Below are 17753 nucleotides of genomic sequence, written 5' to 3'. Positions count from 1 at the left end.
ATAATCGTGCGCCAACGAGGCACGGCCGGGCAACATAGCGCTATCGACAATTATCCGACCAACGACGCTGGATGTACCTGAAGGACTATCAGAAAGCGCTTCCTATGAGCAGCGAAACGCCACCGATCGGACCGGTCGACGCGAGAAAGGTCCCGCGGTTCGCAGAGCCGACGACGTTCGCGCGGCTACCCAGGCTCGACGAAGTCTCTCGAGCGGACGTCACGATCCTCGGGGTTCCGTTCGATTCGGGGGTCAGTTATCGACCGGGGGCGCGCTTCGGCCCCGGTCACATTCGCGCTGCATCGAAATTGCTTCGGCCGTACAACCCAGCGTTGAAAGTCTCACCGTTCGCCGAACAACAGGTCGCCGATTTCGGGGATATCGGCATCAACCCGTTCGATATCGCCGAGGCGCTGAATTCGGTGGAGGCGGCGGTGACCGATCTCCGCGCGGACGGTTCTTCGGTGCTGACCCTCGGAGGTGATCATACGATCGCTCTGCCGATCCTGCGTTCGCTCGCCCGCGATCACGGACCTGTCGCCGTGCTCCATTTCGATGCTCACCTCGATACGTGGGACACCTACTTCGGCGCCCCGTACACCCACGGAACTCCGTTTCGCCGCGCGAGCGAGGAAGGGCTCATCGACCTCGAACGCTCCCAGCACATCGGTATCCGTGGGCCGCTCTACACCGAGCAAGACCTCGAGGACGACCGTGTTCTCGGATTCCAGGTGATCCGGTCGGATGACTACGAGGTCGATGGGGTCGCGAGCATCGTCGAGCGGATGCGGCAGCGACTCGACGGCGGCCCGGTGTACGTCTCGGTGGACATCGATGTGCTCGATCCGGCTCATGCACCGGGAACTGGTACCCCGGAGGCCGGGGGCATGACCTCACGAGAACTGTTGAACACGTTGCGTGGACTCGTAGGACTGAACGTGGTGGGTGCAGACATCGTGGAGGTCGCCCCTGCCTACGACCACGCCGAGATCACCGGTATCGCAGCAGCACACGTCGCCTACGAACTGTTGTCCGTTCTGGCACTGAATCGATAGTGCCTCCCCAGGCGCATACGATGAGACCGATGCCCACCCGATCGGACACACCTGACCCGGACGGCAAGTACCAGCAGGTTGCCGACCTCGCAGCAGCCGACGCGGGTGGCTTGTCTACCGAGCTTCTCGGAGATTTCCTCGAGGTACTCACCGACGCCGTCGCTGTTGGACGTCCATTGACACGTCGACAGCTGCGCACATTGCGGGTTCATGGGGATACTGCAGCCAAGGAAGGCGTCGCATTACGGGCGTTGCTCGATCTGTACTTGTCCTCGGCCTGGCGCCTGTGGCGCGAGCTCCCCGCGGTGGTGGACGCCGCCCGGAACCCCAGCGCCGTCGTGACGGCCGGTGAAGTGATGCTGCACGCCGTCGACGACGCTGTCGCAGAACTCGCGGAGGCTTACCAGCTCGCCCGTAGAGCGTTGGTCCGTGCCGAGGTGTCGGCTCGACGCGAGTTCGTCGACGATCTGCTCTCGGGCAGCGCCGATATCGCAGGGGTGCTGGGTCGCGCAGAGTCGTTCGGACTGGACTTGACCGGACCACACGCTGTCGTGGTCGTGGAGGCGATGTCCCCGTTCACCGACGATGCTTCGATGATCACCGACGTCGAGCGCGCGATCGCCGGGAGCAAAGGTGATACCGAGACGTTGGTTGCCAGCAAGGAGGGCCGTCTCGTCGTCGTGTTCGCGGCTCCCGACCATCAGGCGGTGAAACTGGTGACCGAACGTGTCCGAAGCACCGTCGGTCAAGTTCACGGCACCGATGGGTGGACGCAACGTTTGGGAGTGGGACGTCCTGGTCAGAGCGCGGCCGGGGTGGCATCCTCGTACCGCGAGGCACTCGACGCGCTCGACCTGGCCGGCAAACTCGGACTCGACACACCGGTGTTGGACGCGCGCGACCTGCTGGTATATCGAGTGTTGCTCGATGACCGACCCGCGATCACCGATCTCGTCGAGACAGTATTGACGCCGCTCCTCGCGGCCCGCGGCGGCGCCGTACCTCTTCTGCGCACGTTGTTCGCCTACTTCGAATCCGGGGGTAACTCCGCGATGACGGCGAGGTCGATGCACCTCTCGGTCCGCGCGGTCACCTACCGACTAGCGCGTATTGCCGAGCTGACCGGCCACGACGTGAACCACCCGAGCGAGAGATTCGCACTGCAGACAGCAGTGTTCGGAGCGAAGTTACTGGACTGGCCCACCAGCACCGCCTCACCGCCTCAGTTGCCGGATTACGGCAATAGAAACTGGACAAACATGTCCGCGATCGCACGGTGCATGCCGCTTTCATGACAGGCACACTTGAGTAGTCGCGGTAAACACAGTTGCCGCAGAGAACATCGAAGCGACGAGGAGCCCATTCCATGGCGTCCCTGACCCAGAAGCTATCTCTATTCACCAGTAAGGACTACCGCCGATGAACGTCCCGCTCTGGGCATGGGCGGCGTTTGCCGCGGTCGTGCTCACCCTGCTCGCCATCGATTTGCTTGCGCATCGCGGCGCACACGTCATCGGCTTCAAAGAAGCCGCATGGTGGAGTGCCTTGTGGGTCGGCGTCGCACTCGTCTTCGGCGGAGTCGTCTTCGCGACTCTCGGTACGACGGCAGGTGTGGAATACACGACGGCCTGGCTGCTCGAGAAAAGCTTGTCCGTGGACAACCTCTTCGTCTTCGCATTGATCTTCGGCTATTTCAAGGTTCCGAAGGAATATCAGCACCGAGTCCTGTTCTTCGGTGTCATCGGCGCATTGGTCTTCCGCGGCATCTTCCTCGCCGCAGGCGTCGCGATCGTCAGCAAGTTCACCGTCGTATTGTTCGTTTTCGCAGCCATCCTGCTCTACAGCGCGTGGAAGCTGATGAAGGACGAGGACGACTCGTACGATCCCAGCACTTCACTTGCAGTTCGCTTGTTGCGCAAGGTTATCCCAGTTCGGGACGAGTACTCCGGCACGAAGTTCTTCGTCAAGGAGGCGGGCAAGCGCATCGCCACTCCCCTGTTGGCCGTCGTTGTCGCCATCGAAGCTGCCGACCTTGTTTTCGCAGTCGACAGCGTCCCTGCAGTTCTTGCCGTCAGTGACGATCCGTTCATCATCTACTCGTCGAATGCGTTCGCCATTCTCGGACTACGCGCGTTGTACTTCCTGCTCTCCGGATTGTTGGACAAGTTCCACTATCTGTCGAAGGGGTTGGCGATCATCCTCGGCTTCATCGGGGTCAAGTTGATCTTGCAGGCCAGCCACAAGGTCATCAGCACCTCGATCCCCGAGATTCCATCGTTCATCAGCCTCGCCGTCATCATCGGCGTGTTGGCAGGTTCGATCGTCCTCAGCTTCGTACGCCCGGCAAAGGAGGAACCTGCCGAGGTGGCTTCCGAAGAGAAGTAACACGGGCAGGACAAAAGGGGTAGCCGACCGGTCCGGTCGGCTACCCCTTTTTCGTATCCACCTTCTCGGAATTGTGTTTCACCCCGGTTCGTCCTGGGTACTAGTTCCTCATGACGACATCGAACTCATACACAGTTCCCGGCATGAGCACCGACGAGGGAGCACGCGTCGCGGCATTGCTTCAGGATCGCCTGAACGCATACAACGATCTTCATTTGACCCTCAAGCACATTCACTGGAATGTCGTGGGCCCCAACTTCATCTCCGTCCACGAGATGCTCGACCCGCAGGTCGAAACCGTACGCGGATTCGCCGACGACGTCGCCGAGCGCATTGCGACATTGGGATCCTCGGCAAAAGGTACGCCGGGCACCATCGTCGAGCAGCGGTCATGGGACGACTACTCGATCGGGCGAGCCACGGCTATCGAGCATCTCGGCGCACTCGACCTCGTGTACACCGGCGTCATCACCGACACGCGTAAGGCAATCGAAGAGATCGGCAAGGTCGATCCGGTCACCGAGGACCTGCTGATCGGCCAGAGCGGGCAACTCGAGCTCTTCCACTGGTTCGTTCGCGCGCACCTGGAGAACTCCGGTGGACAGCTTTCCACTAGCGGCGCATCGAGCGAAAAGCAAGCTGCCGCCGACGCGAGCTGAAAGAATTCATTTCGAAACACCGATCACGTTTGAGACCAAATATTTCGGGGTAACATCAGTTGCCCGACTCTTCACTGAGGAGAGTTGTGTCTTTCGTCCAGCCAGTGGCGAACCGCTTGCGCGGGCATCTTTCATGTGTCATAACAATGGCACTCAGAAGGCTATGTCGTCGTGGGCCCGAGCGGTGTCGGCTGGAATTCGACTTTGTGAGAAGTTCGAAAGATCTACCGCCACTGTAGATTCAAGAGACATCAGGGTAAGTTCTCAGGTGGTTGGCGATCAACGCAATCATCTGATGCCGCATGCAGAATCCAATTCGAAAGAAGGAATAACAGTGATCGTCCTGGGAATCATCCTCGCACTCATCGGCTTTTTCACGTCGATCAGCATCCTCACCACGATCGGCATCATCCTGATCGTCGTCGGTGCCGTCCTCACCATCCTCGGTGCAACCGGGCGCGCTATCGGCGGCCGCAAAACCTGGTATTGATCCCCAGGTATTGCCCTTGCACGTAGACGAGGCCCCGCGCACCAGCGCGGGGCCTCGTTCGTTTCCCACCAACTTTCCGGTTCCGCGTCAGCGAACCAACCGTCCAGTACGTAATATCTGCTCGGCCTGCCGCAACACGGGTGCATCGACCATCTGCCCCTCGAAGCGAAACACTCCGCGCTCTTCGGCAGCAGCCGCAACCACCCGGTCAGCCCAATCGATCTCTGCCTGAGTAGGCGCAAAGGCTTCTCGAATTATCGGTAACTGCGACGGATGAATAGCAACCTTTCCGTCGAATCCGACGGCCACGGCATCCTCGGATTCGGCCGTCAAGGTGGCGACGTCTCCGATATCGAGCACCACCGAATCGAGGGCGAACACGCCGCGCGCTTTGGCTGCGAGCAATGTCGTCGACCGAACATGTTGTGCCACATCGCGGTACATACCATCAGGGAATCGACTCGACCTACCACCCAGTGCTGCGATCAGGTCCTCGGCACCCCACATCACCCCGATCGAATTGGCTGCACCGAGGCTGTCGAACACAGCGACTGCACCGAACGGTGATTCGACGAGGGCGATCACCTCGTACGGCGCGGCCGCCTCGATCTGAGCCGAACTTTCACACTTGGGCAGCATTACTCTGCGATACGACGTCCGGGCGAGTGCCGCCATGTCCAGGTCGAAGTCGGAAGTGCCGTGCGCGTTGACTCGGACGACGGTGAACGCTGGGTCGAGTGGGGCGGCCAGCAACGACTGCCTGGCTTTCGGCTTGTCCCCGGCAGCGACCGCGTCCTCCAGGTCGAGGATGACGACGTCGGCCCGCTGTGCAGCCTTCTCGTAGCGTTCCGGTCGATCCGCCGGACAAAACAACCATCCAGGCCCAGGCGGCACCCACGTCACGACGCGTCCTCTGCAGGCCGGAGCCGGACGAGAGTCTTACGGACCGCCGTCGCAACGACGTCGCCGTGTTGGTTGCGTCCGGTGTGAGCGAAGGTGACGATGCCCTCCCCAGGGCGAGATTTCGATTCGCGCTTGTCGACGATGAGCGTCTCCGCATACAGCGTGTCCCCGTGAAACATCGGCTTCGGAAACGTCACCTCGGAAAAACCGAGGTTGGCCACGATCGTGCCCTGCGTCAATTGCGCTACCGAGAGGCCGACGACTGTCGACAGGGTGAACATCGAGTTGACCAGGCGTGCGCCGAACGCAGTGCCCTCACTGAAGGCTGCGTCGAGATGCAACGCCTGGGTATTCATCGTTTGCGCCGTGAAGAAGGTGTTGTCGGCCTCGGTGACCGTTCGGCCGGGCCGGTGTTCGTAGACGGTGCCGAGCTCCATCTCCTCGAACCACAGTCCGCGCTGACGGACACGCTTGTCCGAAGTCATAACCCGAGCCCTCGCGCGATGAGCATCAACTGCACTTCGGTGGTCCCTTCGCCGATCTCGAGAATCTTACTGTCCCGATAATGCCGGGCAACGGTGTATTCGTTCATGAACCCGTATCCCCCGTGAATCTGCGTTGCGTCGCGCGCATTGTCCATTGCTGCTTCGGAGGCGACCAATTTCGCGATCGAGGCCTGCTTCTTGAATGGCTTTCCCGACAACATCAGCGCGGCCGCGTCGTAATACGCTGTGCGGGCTGTATGTGCTCGCACTTCCATTCGAGCAATCTTGAATGCAATGGCCTGATTTCGTCCGATCGGTCCACCGAAGGCTTCTCGTTCCTTGGAGTACTTGACACTTTCGTCCACACACCCTTGCGCAACGCCTACCGAGAGTGCGGCGATGGCTATGCGTCCCTCGTCGAGAATGTGCAGAAAGTTGGCGTATCCGCGGCCCTGTTGGCCCAGCAGATTTTCGTACGGAACCCGGACGTCGGTGAAGGACAACGGATGTGTGTCCGACGCGTTCCAGCCCACCTTGTCGTAGGCCTTCTCCGCTACGAAGCCCGGAGTCGACGTCGGGACCAGGATCGAGGAAATCTGTTTCTTACCGGTCAGTTCGTCGACCCCGGTTACTGCGGTGACGGTGACCAGTTCGGTGATGTCGGTGCCCGAGTTCGTGATGAACTGCTTGCTGCCGTTGATTATCCATTCACCGCCGACGAGGGTGGCGGTGGTCCGGGTTCCCCCTGCGTCACTGCCTGCCCCTGGCTCGGTCAGCCCGAAGGCGGCAAGGGAGCGTCCGCTCGTCAAGGTGGGCAACCACTCCTGCTTCTGCTCGTCGTTACCGAAGCGGTAGATCGGCATCGCGCCGAGGGAGACTCCCGCCTCGAGCGTGATGGCGACACTTTGATCCACCTTCCCCAACTCCTCGAGGGCAAGACAGAGCGCAAAGTAGTCGCCGCCCATTCCGCCGTATTCCTCCGGGAACGGCAGGCCGAACAAGCCCATCTCGGCCATGCCGGCAACGACCTCGTACGGAAACGAGTGCTCGGCATCGTGTTTTGCCGATACCGGCGCCACCACCGACGTGGCGAAGTCGGCGACACTCTCGATCAGCTGCTGGTACTCGTCGGGTAGATTTCCGGTGGCGAGATGATCGGTCATGACTTTCCTTCTTCCACTTCGGTTCTCGGGGTCACGCGGGCGAGAAGTTGGTCGACACGAACCTGCTCTCCCACTACGACGAGAAGTTCCACCGTTCCATCGATCGGGGTTGTCATTGCATGTTCCATTTTCATTGCCTCGACGACGACGATCGTCGAGCCTGCTTCCACGGCGTCGCCGCTCGATACTCCTACGGCAATAACGGTTCCCGGCATCGGGCTGGTCATGTCGGCATCTCCGGAGTGGCTGTCTTCACCACGAACACTGGTCTCTTCGACGGATGTGACAGCCCACGTACCGGCCGGTGAGGACACCCAGACAGTCGCGTCTTCGTCGGCAAGCCGAAAGCGCGATCGCACGCCTGCGCGCACCATGGCCACGTCACCGTCCTCGACACGAGCGAACGACATCGGCTGCAATTCTCCGTCGTCGACCGCGACCCATGCCTCCGACAGAGTGCCGCGCACGTGCACATGCACCGTCCGTGTTCCCGATGACAGGCGATAGGTCACTGGATGGACCCGACCGCCGATTCGCCAACCGCTCGGGACCGACCACGGTTGGGCAGGGTCCGACGCCGTCCATAGTGACGACCACAGATGGACGCCCGCTACCACGAGAATGTCGTCCGGAGCGGGCACTGCCTCGTAGTCCTCCAACCTGCGATCGAGCAATCCGGTATCGAGCCTTCCCGCGACGACATCATTGTCCGCCAACAGAAACCGAAGGAATTCGATATTGGTGACAACGCCCAATGCAGCGGTGTCGGCAAGCGCGCGATCGAGGGTAGCGAGCGCCGAAGCTCGATCGGGGCCGTGTGCGATCACCTTGGCCAGCATCGGGTCGTAGTCGCTGCCGACGACGGACCCGACTTCGAGGCCGGAGTCGACGCGAACTGCTGGAGTGGGTAACGGTTCCCGAAGCGAAAGGACGGTCCCTCCGGTGGGCAGGAATCCCCGACCGGGATCCTCGGCGTAGACGCGGGCTTCGATCGCATGACCGGTCAGTGTCACCTCGTCCTGCCTAATCGCAAGCGGTTCACCGCGTGCGATTCGAACCTGCCACTCGACCAGGTCCAGCCCCGTGACCATTTCCGTCACCGGATGCTCGACTTGAAGTCGGGTGTTCATCTCCATGAAGAAGAATTCTTCGGGGCGATCCGCCGAGACGATGAACTCCACGGTGCCCGCGCCTGTGTAGTCGACGCTGCGGGCGGTGTCGCACGCCGCCTTCCCTATCCGTTCTCGTGTTTCCTCGTCCAGAAGCGGCGACGGCGCTTCCTCCACGACCTTCTGGTGCCTGCGCTGCAGACTGCATTCGCGCTCACCGAGGTGCACGACGTTGCCGTACTGATCGGCGAGTATCTGCACTTCGATGTGCCGAGGCCGCAGAACGAACCGTTCGAGGAACAGCGTGTCGTCACCGAACGAGGAGGCCGCTTCGCGTCGTGCACTCGCCAACGCACCGGCAAGCGCTCCCGGCTCCTCGACCAGTCGCATGCCCTTGCCGCCTCCGCCTGCCGACGGCTTGACCAGGATCGGATAGCCGATGTCCTGGGCCGCATCGAGGAGGTCCGCGTCGGAAAGTCCTGGGCGCGCGATACCGGGCACTACCGGGACACCGAACTCCGCCACTGCGTTCTTGGCCGTGATCTTGTCGCCCATCACCTCGATTGCTGCAACGGGTGGGCCCAGGAACGCCAATCCGGCAGCCTCGCAGGCTGCAGCGAATTCGGCGTTCTCCGAGAGGAATCCGTAGCCCGGATGGACGCCCTGTGCTCCGGTGCGGTGCGCGGCTTCGACGACCTTGTCTATCGCGAGGTAACTCTCACGCGCGGAGGCTGGGCCGAGGCGGACAGCGGTGTCTGCTTCATGGACGTGCCGTGCGTCGAAGTCGGCGTCACTGAACACCGCAACGGATCGAATACCCATGCGCCGCAACGTTCGAATGACCCGAACCGCGATCTCGCCGCGATTGGCTACCAGCACTGTGTCGATCTGTCTCGTCATCACAACTCACATCCGAAAAACGCCGTAGGAGACCGGCCCGAGCGGCGCGTGAGCGCTCGCCGACAGAGCAAGTCCGAGAACAGTTCTGGTGTCCGCGGGGTCGATGATTCCGTCATCCCACAATCGCGCGGTCGAGTAGTACGGGTTGCCCTGCGATTCGTATTGCTCTCGAATCGGCGCTTTGAACGTTTCCTGCTCTTCGCCGGACCATGGCTTGCCGGCGGCATCGAGTTGTTCACTGCGGACCGTGGACAGTACCGAGGCTGCCTGTTCGCCGCCCATGACGGAGATGCGGGCGTTCGGCCACATCCACAAAAAGCGCGGTGAATAGGCGCGGCCACACATCGAATAGTTGCCCGCGCCGTAGGAACCGCCGATGACGACGGTAAACTTCGGGACCCGAGCGCACGCGACGGCAGTCACCATTTTGGCGCCGTGCTTGGCGATGCCGCCTGCTTCGTAGTCTCTGCCGACCATGAAACCAGCGATGTTCTGCAGGAACACGAGTGGAATGCTGCGCTTGTCGCACAGTTCGATGAAGTGCGCGCCCTTCATCGCCGATTCTGCGAACAGCACGCCGTTGTTGGCGATGATGCCGACCGGATGTCCGTGCAGGTGCGCGAACCCGGTGACCAGAGTCTTGCCGTACTCGGACTTGAACTCGTCGAACTCACCGCCGTCGACGATGCGGATGATGACCTCGCGAACGTCGTACGGGATGCGCGAGTCGATCGGCACCACGTCGTAGAGGTCTTGCTGATCGACGGTGGCATCGCGGGCCTGCAGTATCGGCCACTGTGCCGCAGGGATCGGCCCGAGATTTGCGACGATTCGACGCACTCGGCGCAGCGCGTCCCGGTCGTCGTCGGCCAGGTAGTCGGTCACCCCGGATACCTTCGAATGCAGGTCACCGCCACCGAGCTCCTCGGCGGTGACAACCTCACCCGTCGCTGCCTTGACCAGCGGCGGTCCCCCGAGAAAAATCGTGCCCTGGTCTCTGACGATGATCGCTTCGTCGCTCATCGCGGGAACGTAGGCGCCGCCTGCCGTGCACGAGCCCATGACAGCCGCGATCTGCGCAATACCTGCCGCGCTCATCGTCGCCTGATTGAAGAAGATCCTGCCGAAGTGCTCGCGGTCGGGAAACACCTCATCCTGCCGCGGAAGGAACGCGCCGCCTGAATCGACGAGGTAGATGCAGGGCAGTCGATTCTGCGCTGCGATTTCCTGCGCGCGCAGGTGCTTCTTCACCGTGAGCGGATAGTACGTGCCGCCCTTGACGGTCGCATCGTTGGCGACGATCACGCACTCACGCCCCGACACTCTGCCGATTCCCGCGATCATTCCGGCGCCGGGGCACTCGTTTTCGTAGATTTCGTCGGCTGCCAGCGCGGCAATCTCGAGAAAGGGACTGCCTGGATCGAGCAACTCGTTCACACGATCGCGCGGTAGTAGCTTGCCTCTTGCTATATGTCGCTCGCGGGACTTCTCGCTGCCGCCGAATGCAGCGCGGTCCAGCTTGTCGCCCAGTTGTTCGACGAGCCTCTTGTGTTCGAGCCTGTTGGCTTCGATATCGATCGCCATAGTGGTGCCACTCCCTGACCGAACCTTGGGTTAATCATCACTAACCGAAATTAATAGTAAACTCTGATTAACTGAGTTGTCCAGTATCGAACCGAAGGCGTGGATTTCACCATGAGCACAGTGTCGCCGCCTGCCGAGTCGAAACCGACCATTCGCGAGCAGCGCAAGGCCGCGCGACGCATCGAGCTCCTCGATGCGGCAGCCGAACTCTTCGCCGAGCGCGGCTACGCAGCCGTGCGGCTCGAGGACCTCGGCGCCGCAGTCGGCATCAGTGGACCTGCGGTGTATCGCCACTTCCCCAACAAGGAAGCAGTCCTCGTCGAGTTACTGGTGGACATTTCCGACTACCTACTGGCCGGTGGCCGACGGGTCGTGCGGAACACCGCGGACGCGTCCGACACGATCTCCGAACTGGTCGACTTCCACCTCGACTTCGCGCTGAGCAAGCCGGCGCTGATCCGGATTCAGGACCGCGATCTGGCGAATCTGCCGACGTCCGCTCGACGCGATGTACGGCGCAAGCAGCGCGAATACGTCGAGGTCTGGGTCGGCGCACTCCGCGGATCCGACCCGGAACTTCACGAAGACGATGCCCGCACCAAAGCGCACGCCGTGTTCGGCCTGTTGAATTCGACCCCTCACAGCATCGGCCGGAGTATGTCTCGCCGATCGCGCGAAGTGCTCAGAGAGATGGCGAACGCCGCGCTCGGGGCCTAACAGGTCCAGGACTGACCCGCACGACACTATGGTCGTGAGAACCGCGAGCAGAGGGGGACGTGTGCCCATCATCGAACGTGGACCTCGACAATCGACGGAGCGACGGTCGAAATCGGCGGGCAATGGGTGTCGCCCGATCGAACGGCACTGATTTCGTTGCTCGACGAGCTCGGTCTGTACACTGTCCCGCGTCATCGCGACGATTACTCGGTGTACATCGCACCTTATGGCAAACCCACGAGCTACAGCGGTACTTCGTTCCCCGTCGACCACACCACGGCGACCGAAATGGATCGACTCATCGAGGTGCTCGACGCGTTGGCGGCAGAAATCGGCGCCGAAGCGCCATGGGAGCACGCCAAAGCACGCGAGCTCGACGCGGTCTCTTTCGAGCAATGGCTCGGCCGGCTTCGACCTCGGCGGGTTACACAGATACGGTATGGACCAGCGGACACAGGTGGGGCCGATCTTGTTCTCCTGCTCCGATATTGCAGCGGAGGGATACCAGCACGTGGACGGCGCGGTCCGGATGGGCGAACGCACAGCCGCCGCTATCATCGCGCAACTCCGAACGTAACGCGGGTCTGTGGAGGCCCGATTGCAGAGTCTCACCCTTGCAGCTAGAGCGCTTGCACCAATGCCGGTAATCCTACTGCCGCAGTGGTTCGCCAGCGGTGATCGGCGATGTCGGAAATCTCCGCCTCCACGGGGTTGATCTCGACCACGGTTGCGCCGCAGCTGCGTGCCATTGCCGGCAGCCCAGCGAACGGGAAGACTGCGCCGGACGTCCCGACGACCAACACGAGATCAGCGCTTTCGACGGCGTTCACTGCCGACGTCCACTCGGACTCCGGCAGCGGTTCGCCGAACCACACTGTGCCCGGCCGCATGGGCCCCCCGCACTCGGGACACGGCGGCGGTGGAACCCGATCAGACTGCTCATCAGTCGGATCGGGTGAAGGCTGGGAGTGAACCCCGCATTCGGAACAACGTGGATCGAACAAACTACCGTGCACGTGCGATATGACCTTCGAGCCTGCGCGCTCGTGCAGATCGTCGACGTTCTGGGTAGCGATGTCGAGATGCGCACGCTGTTGCCAGGTAGTCAGTGCACTATGACCGGCATTCGGCTGCGCCCGGCGGACCAGCTCTGTGCGCCACTGGTACCAACCCCACACCAGATCGCTGTCACGTGCCCAACCCTCCGGGCTCGCCAGAGCAGCGGGTTCGAAGTTGGACCACAGCCCAGTTTGCGCATCACGGAAGGTCGGTATCCCGGATTCGGCCGACATCCCAGCGCCCGTCAGTACCGCCACACGAGACGCACTTCGCGCGAGTGTGACTATGGCGCTTGGCAGCTCGACATTGTTCATGGTGGTTAGTGTGCCATGGCATACCGATGGGGATCTGGATGATCTCGGCAGGGATCACGGTGCCTACTGATGCGCGTGCCCACAGACGAAACCCGGCGACCGATGAGATCGGGCTCGACCCAAGAAGACTGCCTATCTGGACGGCAATGGGCTTGTGTGACAGCATGTTACGACTTTCAATTCCAGCGCCGCGTTACCCGTTCGTTACTTTTGTGATCAATCTGTTATCCAATGGGTTGCAGGACGGCGACTTCCTTGCTTCATGCTTACCTCAGCACGATCTGCAACGAGGAGTGGGCATGAACTACGCAACGCTCGACGAAGATTCCCAAAGCATGACCCTGATCCCTCAGGTGCATCATCGCCTTGTCCTCGGTTCCTCATTCGGAGCGATCGTGGCCGCCGCGATCGCATTGTCGGTGGGCGGACACGCCATCACACTGATGATAGGTGCTCTGGTACTCGGCATCGTCGGTCTCCTCGCCGCCACCCTCTGATCTCCCCGGAACCCGCGAGCGACACATCATGACACTTCACTACTCCCCCATCTGCAGACTCGACGACGACGCCATCGGCGGTGTGAAGATCGATCTGGACGAGCGCAACGACGGAATGGACGAGTTCGACGATGCTCTGCACAGCGCATCGAGCGCGGTGCTCGACAGCACCGGATGGATGACGCCGTTGCTGGTCGGCAACGGGATAGCGTCAGAGGCTTGCGGGACGTTCGTCGTGCGCGAGAGTTCGATGGTCGACAACCCGGCGAAGACCTTGCTCGCGGTCGAGAAGGCCAGAGCACGAAACAGCATAATTGCAGTCGACGACGTCGGCGGACAGCTCGCGTCCTTCTGCATCCTGCCTCTGATCGAACCCGACATCATCGTTCTGGCACCCGAGCTGAGCGCTTCCGTTCCCGACCCGTATGTGGCCAGGGCCACGCATGTTCTCGCGGTCCAAGCCGAACGGACCGGAGCAGTCATAGTCGCCAGTGGCGTCGATTCCGAAGCACACCGCGTCAGAGCACTAGAACTGGGGGCAACCTTCGGAATCGGTCGGTTGTATCCACCCATGTCCTCACCCAAGTCGCTGTCGGAGAGCACTTCTCGTGCAGTCCTCGCATCGCGCACCTGGAGTACCCCCGATGCCGACTCGACGTCGCCGTTCGCCATCGCATCTGCCGGTCGTGTTGCGACCCGAAGCCGCAAGAACCTGCTCGTGGAGATGAGCACACACATCGAATGGCAGGCGTCGGTGGCCGGACCGGAGACCTTGGTGCTCGGAACTTTTCAACACGATCGACATTTCCGAGGCAGCACGAAGGCTCGCTGGCAGGCAATGGCCGAACACAGTGCCTATACCGGCGTGTGCGGCGTCGGGATGGCCGATACGTCCGATACCCATATCCACCGAGCGCCCCTCGCCCCTGCCGACTGCATGACCGAGGAATGGAATGTCGTGGTTCTGGGGGTTCACTTCTGCTGTGTATTGTCCGCGCGAGAGATGAACTCCGGAGACTTGGTACCGGATCGGGAGTTCGACTACGTCATCTCACACGATCGCTGCACGGTGGTTCGCTGCGCCAAGGCCATTCTGCACAGATTCGACGGGCCAGCTGGGGTTTGCGAGCCGAACTGAACTTCACCAGGACAACCACGGCTCCGACCGTGCCACCTGCACACCTACGGTCGCAGCGGAGGCTCTACGCACGCCGAACAACGCGTTCATCAACTCCGATTCACTTCGTCCGGACTCGGCGACCCAACGGCGGCTTCGATGGAGAGCTCGCGACGTCCACACCGTCAGTGCTGCATCGCAACTCTCACTACTACTGCTATCGCCGGCGAAGTCGACTTTCACACCGCCTGCAGCGCCGGGCCCCACCTCGGCACACAACCTCTGCAACGAGTCCTCGCCGAACACCACCCGACCGGACACCTCGACGACGAATCGGCACCGAGCACGTATCCAGTCATCGGGTTCATCGAGATGGACCCTCGAATCATCCAGTCCCAGTTCGTGATAGAGATTCGCGGCGTTCGCTCCTACGATCCAGACACCACAGTCCGCTGCTGCACCGACCGAAGTCGCGATCGTCACCGACAACGACGCCGCGCTGTGCGAGTCCGACGCTACGATCACGACACAGTCCGGAACGCGGTATCGAAGCCCCGACCTTCTGGCCGCAGGATCGGTGATCAGCGGCGCAAGTTTCAAGGCCTCGGCATTCTTGGAGTCCGTTCGTGCCGACACGGATCGCTCAGCCCAATCGGGACCGTCGTGCCAGGCGAGGGCTGTGCGTTCGTAGGCGAATACGGCGCCGGCCATGAAGGCGCGGTTGGCGAACTCCCAGTCCTCCCCTCCGTACTGCACGAAAGACTCGTCGAATCCTCCGACGGCATCGAACAGTGAACGTCCACAGGTCATCACGGCGCTGATCATGTACTTGTACGCGTCCCATCCTGGGTGCAGGAGATCCCCCGTCCGCTCGTAAGCGTCGACCAGCCAGGCTGGTTCGGTCACCGCGGCCGAGGAATGTTTACGCCTCCCGACCACCAGCGCATCAGGAAGAAGCGAGGGCAAGCGTGTTGCCGCGCGTATGTAGTCGGGCGTCGGCACGGTGTCTGCGTCCAGGAAACACAGAATCGAACCGCGCGAGGCGGACACCCCGAGATTCCGTGCAGCAGCCGCTCGAAAACCCTTGTCTTCCTGTCGGATGGTCACGATGTCGAGCCGTGCGCACCATCGATCGATGGGCGGCGGCTGCGAGGATCCATCGTCGGCAACGACGACTTCCAGTCGATCTGCCGGGTAGGTCTGCTCGGCCAACGCGGCCAGGACGAGGGACAACTGACTCGGTTGGTCGTAGTAGGGAATGATGACGCTGACGACGGGACATCGCGACGGGCCGTGCACACGGTCCCACTCGTTGTCGGGCACCAGTATCCGGCCATCACCGATATCTACCGTGCCGGTCACGCGGACCAACGTCGGAGGATCGCGTCGTAGGCGTTCGCGACCTCGGCGGGCGACGGTGATGGAACGACAGACTGATCCGTCCACGAGTCGGCAGGGTTCTCCATAGCAGCCGCAAGCGCCGCATCGAGTGCACCGTCGACGTTCTCGTACACGGTGAGCACTCCCGGTGACCGACGGTCCATCTCTTCGATGTACCTGGTCCGCGGTACGAGTGGGCGCCGCCCTGCCGAGATCCAGGTATTGATCGAACCCGATGCCGAGAGGTGTCGATGATGGGCAACTGGAACCGTGACCTCCCACATACGTTGCCAAAGTTCTTCGTCGTCTACGAATCCCGTGACGAGACATTCCCGCCCCGATACTGCCGCCTCGGTACGCAGTTCATCGACCAGATACTCGTGCCCGGGGGACGGCATTCCCAGAGCCGTGAACCCCACGGAAGCAGGCAGCGTCTGCATTGCCCGCATGGTCTCGATGTGGCCCTTACCCGGATAGAGGAACCCGAGCACTCCGACAGTCCGTCCCACCGTCGGCGGTACTCGCTTCGGTCCCATCGGGCCGGCAATCATCAACGGCACTACCGCAACCTCGACGAGTGAGTCCGCAGCGGGATGTACGAACTCGCGCAGCAGCTCGGCCTCGTGTTCGCTCGACACCACCACTCCCACAACGAGATCAAGAACAGATCGATAGAATTCGACCCGGTCCGACATCGACGGTCCATCCGAGGGTTGCGGAAGGTCGTGCAACGTAACCGAAACGGGCCTTCCGATTGCTGCGATCAATGCTCGAAGATCGGTCAGCGCTTGCCGAGGGCTACTGCCGAACAATCTGTCGGTGACATGAATGTGGACCAGAACGCACTCGAGTACGTCGATTGTCTCTGGAATGTAGGACCGAATCAAGCGGTGTTCCAAACCTTCGGCCCGCGCCGCGTCGTACACGGCAAAGCCGTACCGGACGACGCCGTGCGTTTCAGGACCGACGACCAGATGACACACAGTGCCCATCATGTCCGCAGGCCGAGAATGTCGATCAGACCGCTGTAGCGGCTCAGCGCAGCGTCCACGAACTCCGGGTGCTGTGCGTACCAGGACATCTGCTGATCGTGAATAGTCTTCTCCTCCACTATTTCTCCATCGACAGTCCACGAGGACCTGGCTACCGCATCGAGACCGAGCGCATCGATCACCCGTCGCTCCAGCGGTGCTCGGACGACGCCGAGCAGTTCGCGATCGAGCGAATACGGACCTGGCAGACCGAGGGCGTCGAGGATACGACTACCGAGCTCGATCAGGACCGCGTTGCCCGGGTGGTTGATGGTGTGCGCGGCAGCACCGCCGAGGGGGCGAAGAACATCGGAGATCGCGACGTCGCAGTCGCGCCGCTCGCGTCGGTCCAGTTCGGCGACGCTCGCCTGCGCGGCATCGACAATTCCCGCCGATGAGATTTCGAGATCCCACTCGTCGAACCGCATTCGCCCGTCGCGGACCGCCAGCACGGTCCGAAGGTCGTGGTACGGCACACCAGGAGGCACGGCCGAGGGGTCGCTGGGATGCCGAACGATGATCTGCCACGGGTACAACCCGGCGTACCGGATGACCGGCCAGACGATCCTGGTCGTGATGGACGGGGCCATGTCCGTGAGGTCTGCGGTACCGATGGGCAGCCCTCGGTAACCGGCCCGGACCGGTTGTGCGATCACGGCAAGAGTCTGCCGCAGAAGGCGTTCGACATGCGGAATGTCAGTGGCAGTCAGCTCGTGAACGGGCGGCACGCGGACGGTGCGGAATGGGCTGCTCGCCGAGGAAGCCAGCACGATACGCAGCGCTTCCGCCTGGCAGTTTCCCCAGACGAGCAGCACCGGACGGGCGTCCGAGGTGTCTGCATCGACGCCGTAGAAGCTGCCGTAATGCAGGGTTCGGCCGTCCGCGGTCACGCGCTGTAGTATTCG

General features: G+C 61.9%; 18 protein-coding genes and 1 pseudogene. 10 read left to right on the top strand and 9 right to left on the bottom strand.

The window, feature by feature from the left end; translation table 11 throughout:
- Positions 1-104 precede the first annotated feature (104 nt).
- The 5 genes from speB to ABIB36_RS20525 all read left to right on the top strand — a co-directional run bounded on the left by speB (position 105) and on the right by ABIB36_RS20525 (position 4589).
- Positions 105-1055, top strand: coding sequence for an agmatinase (gene speB / locus ABIB36_RS20545; protein ID WP_354562911.1), 951 nt, complete (start codon positions 105-107; stop codon positions 1053-1055).
- Between the two features lie 29 nt (positions 1056-1084).
- A complete protein-coding gene (locus tag ABIB36_RS20540) occupies positions 1085-2350 on the top strand; it encodes a PucR family transcriptional regulator (RefSeq protein ID WP_354562913.1) in 1266 nt (421 codons plus the stop codon).
- Between the two features lie 124 nt (positions 2351-2474).
- On the top strand, positions 2475-3440 hold the full coding sequence (locus ABIB36_RS20535; RefSeq protein ID WP_354562915.1) for a TerC family protein: 966 nt from the start codon (positions 2475-2477) through the stop codon (positions 3438-3440).
- 110 nt (positions 3441-3550) lie between these two features.
- Positions 3551-4099, top strand: a complete 549-nt coding sequence (locus ABIB36_RS20530; RefSeq protein ID WP_354562917.1) for a Dps family protein — start codon at positions 3551-3553, stop codon at positions 4097-4099.
- A 334-nt stretch (positions 4100-4433) separates the two neighbouring features.
- Positions 4434-4589: a DUF6131 family protein gene (locus ABIB36_RS20525; protein ID WP_168708278.1), complete on the top strand. Its 156-nt coding sequence runs from the start codon at positions 4434-4436 to the stop codon at positions 4587-4589.
- 87 nt (positions 4590-4676) lie between these two features.
- On the opposite strand, the gene ABIB36_RS20520 is transcribed toward ABIB36_RS20525, so the two are convergent.
- Genes ABIB36_RS20520 through ABIB36_RS20500 form a run of 5 tightly spaced genes read right to left on the bottom strand, consistent with a single transcriptional unit; the run spans position 4677 to position 10733 of the window.
- Entirely contained in the window at positions 4677-5492 is an 816-nt protein-coding gene (locus tag ABIB36_RS20520; protein ID WP_354562920.1) for an HpcH/HpaI aldolase/citrate lyase family protein, read from the bottom strand.
- Positions 5489-5977 carry a MaoC family dehydratase gene (locus ABIB36_RS20515; protein WP_354562923.1) on the bottom strand — a complete coding sequence of 163 codons (489 nt, stop codon included), beginning with the start codon at positions 5975-5977 and terminating at the stop codon, positions 5489-5491. Before ABIB36_RS20515 ends, ABIB36_RS20520 begins: the two co-directional genes overlap by 4 nt.
- Positions 5974-7140: an acyl-CoA dehydrogenase family protein gene (locus ABIB36_RS20510; protein ID WP_084347992.1), complete on the bottom strand. Its 1167-nt coding sequence runs from the start codon at positions 7138-7140 to the stop codon at positions 5974-5976. The genes ABIB36_RS20515 and ABIB36_RS20510 overlap by 4 nt, the downstream gene beginning before the upstream one ends.
- Positions 7137-9149, bottom strand: coding sequence for an acetyl/propionyl/methylcrotonyl-CoA carboxylase subunit alpha (locus ABIB36_RS20505; protein ID WP_354562926.1), 2013 nt, complete (start codon positions 9147-9149; stop codon positions 7137-7139). The genes ABIB36_RS20510 and ABIB36_RS20505 overlap by 4 nt, the downstream gene beginning before the upstream one ends.
- A 6-nt stretch (positions 9150-9155) precedes the next feature.
- Positions 9156-10733 carry a carboxyl transferase domain-containing protein gene (locus tag ABIB36_RS20500; RefSeq protein ID WP_354562928.1) on the bottom strand — a complete coding sequence of 526 codons (1578 nt, stop codon included), beginning with the start codon at positions 10731-10733 and terminating at the stop codon, positions 9156-9158.
- A gap of 111 nt (positions 10734-10844) precedes the next feature.
- Between ABIB36_RS20500 and ABIB36_RS20495 the strand changes: the two genes are divergently transcribed.
- The 3 genes and pseudogenes from ABIB36_RS20495 (at position 10845) to ABIB36_RS20485 (ending at position 12027) form a co-directional block, all read left to right on the top strand.
- On the top strand, positions 10845-11450 hold the full coding sequence (locus tag ABIB36_RS20495) for an SACE_7040 family transcriptional regulator (protein WP_354562930.1): 606 nt from the start codon (positions 10845-10847) through the stop codon (positions 11448-11450).
- A 72-nt stretch (positions 11451-11522) separates the two neighbouring features.
- A pseudogene (locus ABIB36_RS20490) lies at positions 11523-11852 on the top strand (FAD-dependent oxidoreductase); the annotation flags it as partial.
- Positions 11853-11889: 37 nt separating this feature from the next.
- Positions 11890-12027 carry a hypothetical protein gene (locus ABIB36_RS20485; RefSeq protein WP_354563015.1) on the top strand — a complete coding sequence of 46 codons (138 nt, stop codon included), beginning with the start codon at positions 11890-11892 and terminating at the stop codon, positions 12025-12027.
- Positions 12028-12070: 43 nt separating this feature from the next.
- On the opposite strand, the gene ABIB36_RS20480 is transcribed toward ABIB36_RS20485, so the two are convergent.
- Positions 12071-12823, bottom strand: coding sequence for an SIR2 family NAD-dependent protein deacylase (locus tag ABIB36_RS20480; RefSeq protein ID WP_354562932.1), 753 nt, complete (start codon positions 12821-12823; stop codon positions 12071-12073).
- A 38-nt stretch (positions 12824-12861) separates the two neighbouring features.
- On the opposite strand from ABIB36_RS20480, the gene ABIB36_RS20475 reads away from it, so the two are divergent.
- Both ABIB36_RS20475 and ABIB36_RS20470 read left to right on the top strand, forming a co-directional pair.
- Positions 12862-13320, top strand: a complete 459-nt coding sequence (locus tag ABIB36_RS20475; protein WP_354562934.1) for a hypothetical protein — start codon at positions 12862-12864, stop codon at positions 13318-13320.
- 28 nt (positions 13321-13348) lie between these two features.
- Positions 13349-14458, top strand: a complete 1110-nt coding sequence (locus ABIB36_RS20470) for a DICT sensory domain-containing protein (RefSeq protein WP_354562936.1) — start codon at positions 13349-13351, stop codon at positions 14456-14458.
- A 3-nt stretch (positions 14459-14461) separates the two neighbouring features.
- Here ABIB36_RS20470 and ABIB36_RS20465 read toward each other — a convergent pair whose 3' ends face one another.
- From ABIB36_RS20465 to ABIB36_RS20455, 3 genes are read right to left on the bottom strand one after another with little or no spacing between them, the layout of a single operon-like run.
- The gene (locus ABIB36_RS20465) at positions 14462-15799 is read right to left on the bottom strand and encodes a glycosyltransferase (RefSeq protein ID WP_354562937.1); all 1338 of its coding nucleotides are present in this window, start codon (positions 15797-15799) and stop codon (positions 14462-14464) included.
- Complete coding sequence (locus ABIB36_RS20460; protein ID WP_354562940.1) at positions 15796-16812, bottom strand: glycosyltransferase family protein; 1017 nt, start codon at positions 16810-16812, stop codon at positions 15796-15798. The genes ABIB36_RS20465 and ABIB36_RS20460 overlap by 4 nt, the downstream gene beginning before the upstream one ends.
- The gene (locus ABIB36_RS20455; RefSeq protein ID WP_256895776.1) at positions 16809-17738 is read right to left on the bottom strand and encodes a WcbI family polysaccharide biosynthesis putative acetyltransferase; all 930 of its coding nucleotides are present in this window, start codon (positions 17736-17738) and stop codon (positions 16809-16811) included. Before ABIB36_RS20455 ends, ABIB36_RS20460 begins: the two co-directional genes overlap by 4 nt.
- Between the last annotated feature and the right edge of the window lie 15 nt (positions 17739-17753).

Origin of the sequence: Rhodococcus sp. UYP9 (assembly GCF_040547235.1) — a bacterium.
In the GTDB taxonomy this organism is placed as follows: Bacteria; Actinomycetota; Actinomycetes; order Mycobacteriales; family Mycobacteriaceae; genus Rhodococcoides.
The sequence above is the reverse complement of the archived record's forward strand: the minus strand, read 5'-3'. Positions and strand labels throughout refer to the sequence as shown.

What these genes read in the sequence shown, in the direction of transcription:
- speB (WP_354562911.1), top strand. Translation starts at nt 105, where the DNA reads ATGAGCAGCGAAACGCCACCGATCGGACCGGTCGACGCGAGAAAGGTC.
- ABIB36_RS20540 (WP_354562913.1), top strand. Translation starts at nt 1,085, where the DNA reads ATGCCCACCCGATCGGACACACCTGACCCGGACGGCAAGTACCAGCAG.
- ABIB36_RS20535 (WP_354562915.1), top strand. Translation starts at nt 2,475, where the DNA reads ATGAACGTCCCGCTCTGGGCATGGGCGGCGTTTGCCGCGGTCGTGCTC.
- ABIB36_RS20530 (WP_354562917.1), top strand. Translation starts at nt 3,551, where the DNA reads ATGACGACATCGAACTCATACACAGTTCCCGGCATGAGCACCGACGAG.
- ABIB36_RS20515 (WP_354562923.1), bottom strand. Translation starts at nt 5,977, where the DNA reads ATGACTTCGGACAAGCGTGTCCGTCAGCGCGGACTGTGGTTCGAGGAG.
- ABIB36_RS20510 (WP_084347992.1), bottom strand. Translation starts at nt 7,140, where the DNA reads ATGACCGATCATCTCGCCACCGGAAATCTACCCGACGAGTACCAGCAG.
- ABIB36_RS20505 (WP_354562926.1), bottom strand. Translation starts at nt 9,149, where the DNA reads ATGACGAGACAGATCGACACAGTGCTGGTAGCCAATCGCGGCGAGATC.
- ABIB36_RS20500 (WP_354562928.1), bottom strand. Translation starts at nt 10,733, where the DNA reads ATGGCGATCGATATCGAAGCCAACAGGCTCGAACACAAGAGGCTCGTC.
- ABIB36_RS20495 (WP_354562930.1), top strand. Translation starts at nt 10,845, where the DNA reads ATGAGCACAGTGTCGCCGCCTGCCGAGTCGAAACCGACCATTCGCGAG.
- ABIB36_RS20485 (WP_354563015.1), top strand. Translation starts at nt 11,890, where the DNA reads ATGGACCAGCGGACACAGGTGGGGCCGATCTTGTTCTCCTGCTCCGAT.
- ABIB36_RS20480 (WP_354562932.1), bottom strand. Translation starts at nt 12,823, where the DNA reads ATGAACAATGTCGAGCTGCCAAGCGCCATAGTCACACTCGCGCGAAGT.
- ABIB36_RS20475 (WP_354562934.1), top strand. Translation starts at nt 12,862, where the DNA reads ATGATCTCGGCAGGGATCACGGTGCCTACTGATGCGCGTGCCCACAGA.
- ABIB36_RS20470 (WP_354562936.1), top strand. Translation starts at nt 13,349, where the DNA reads ATGACACTTCACTACTCCCCCATCTGCAGACTCGACGACGACGCCATC.
- ABIB36_RS20460 (WP_354562940.1), bottom strand. Translation starts at nt 16,812, where the DNA reads ATGATGGGCACTGTGTGTCATCTGGTCGTCGGTCCTGAAACGCACGGC.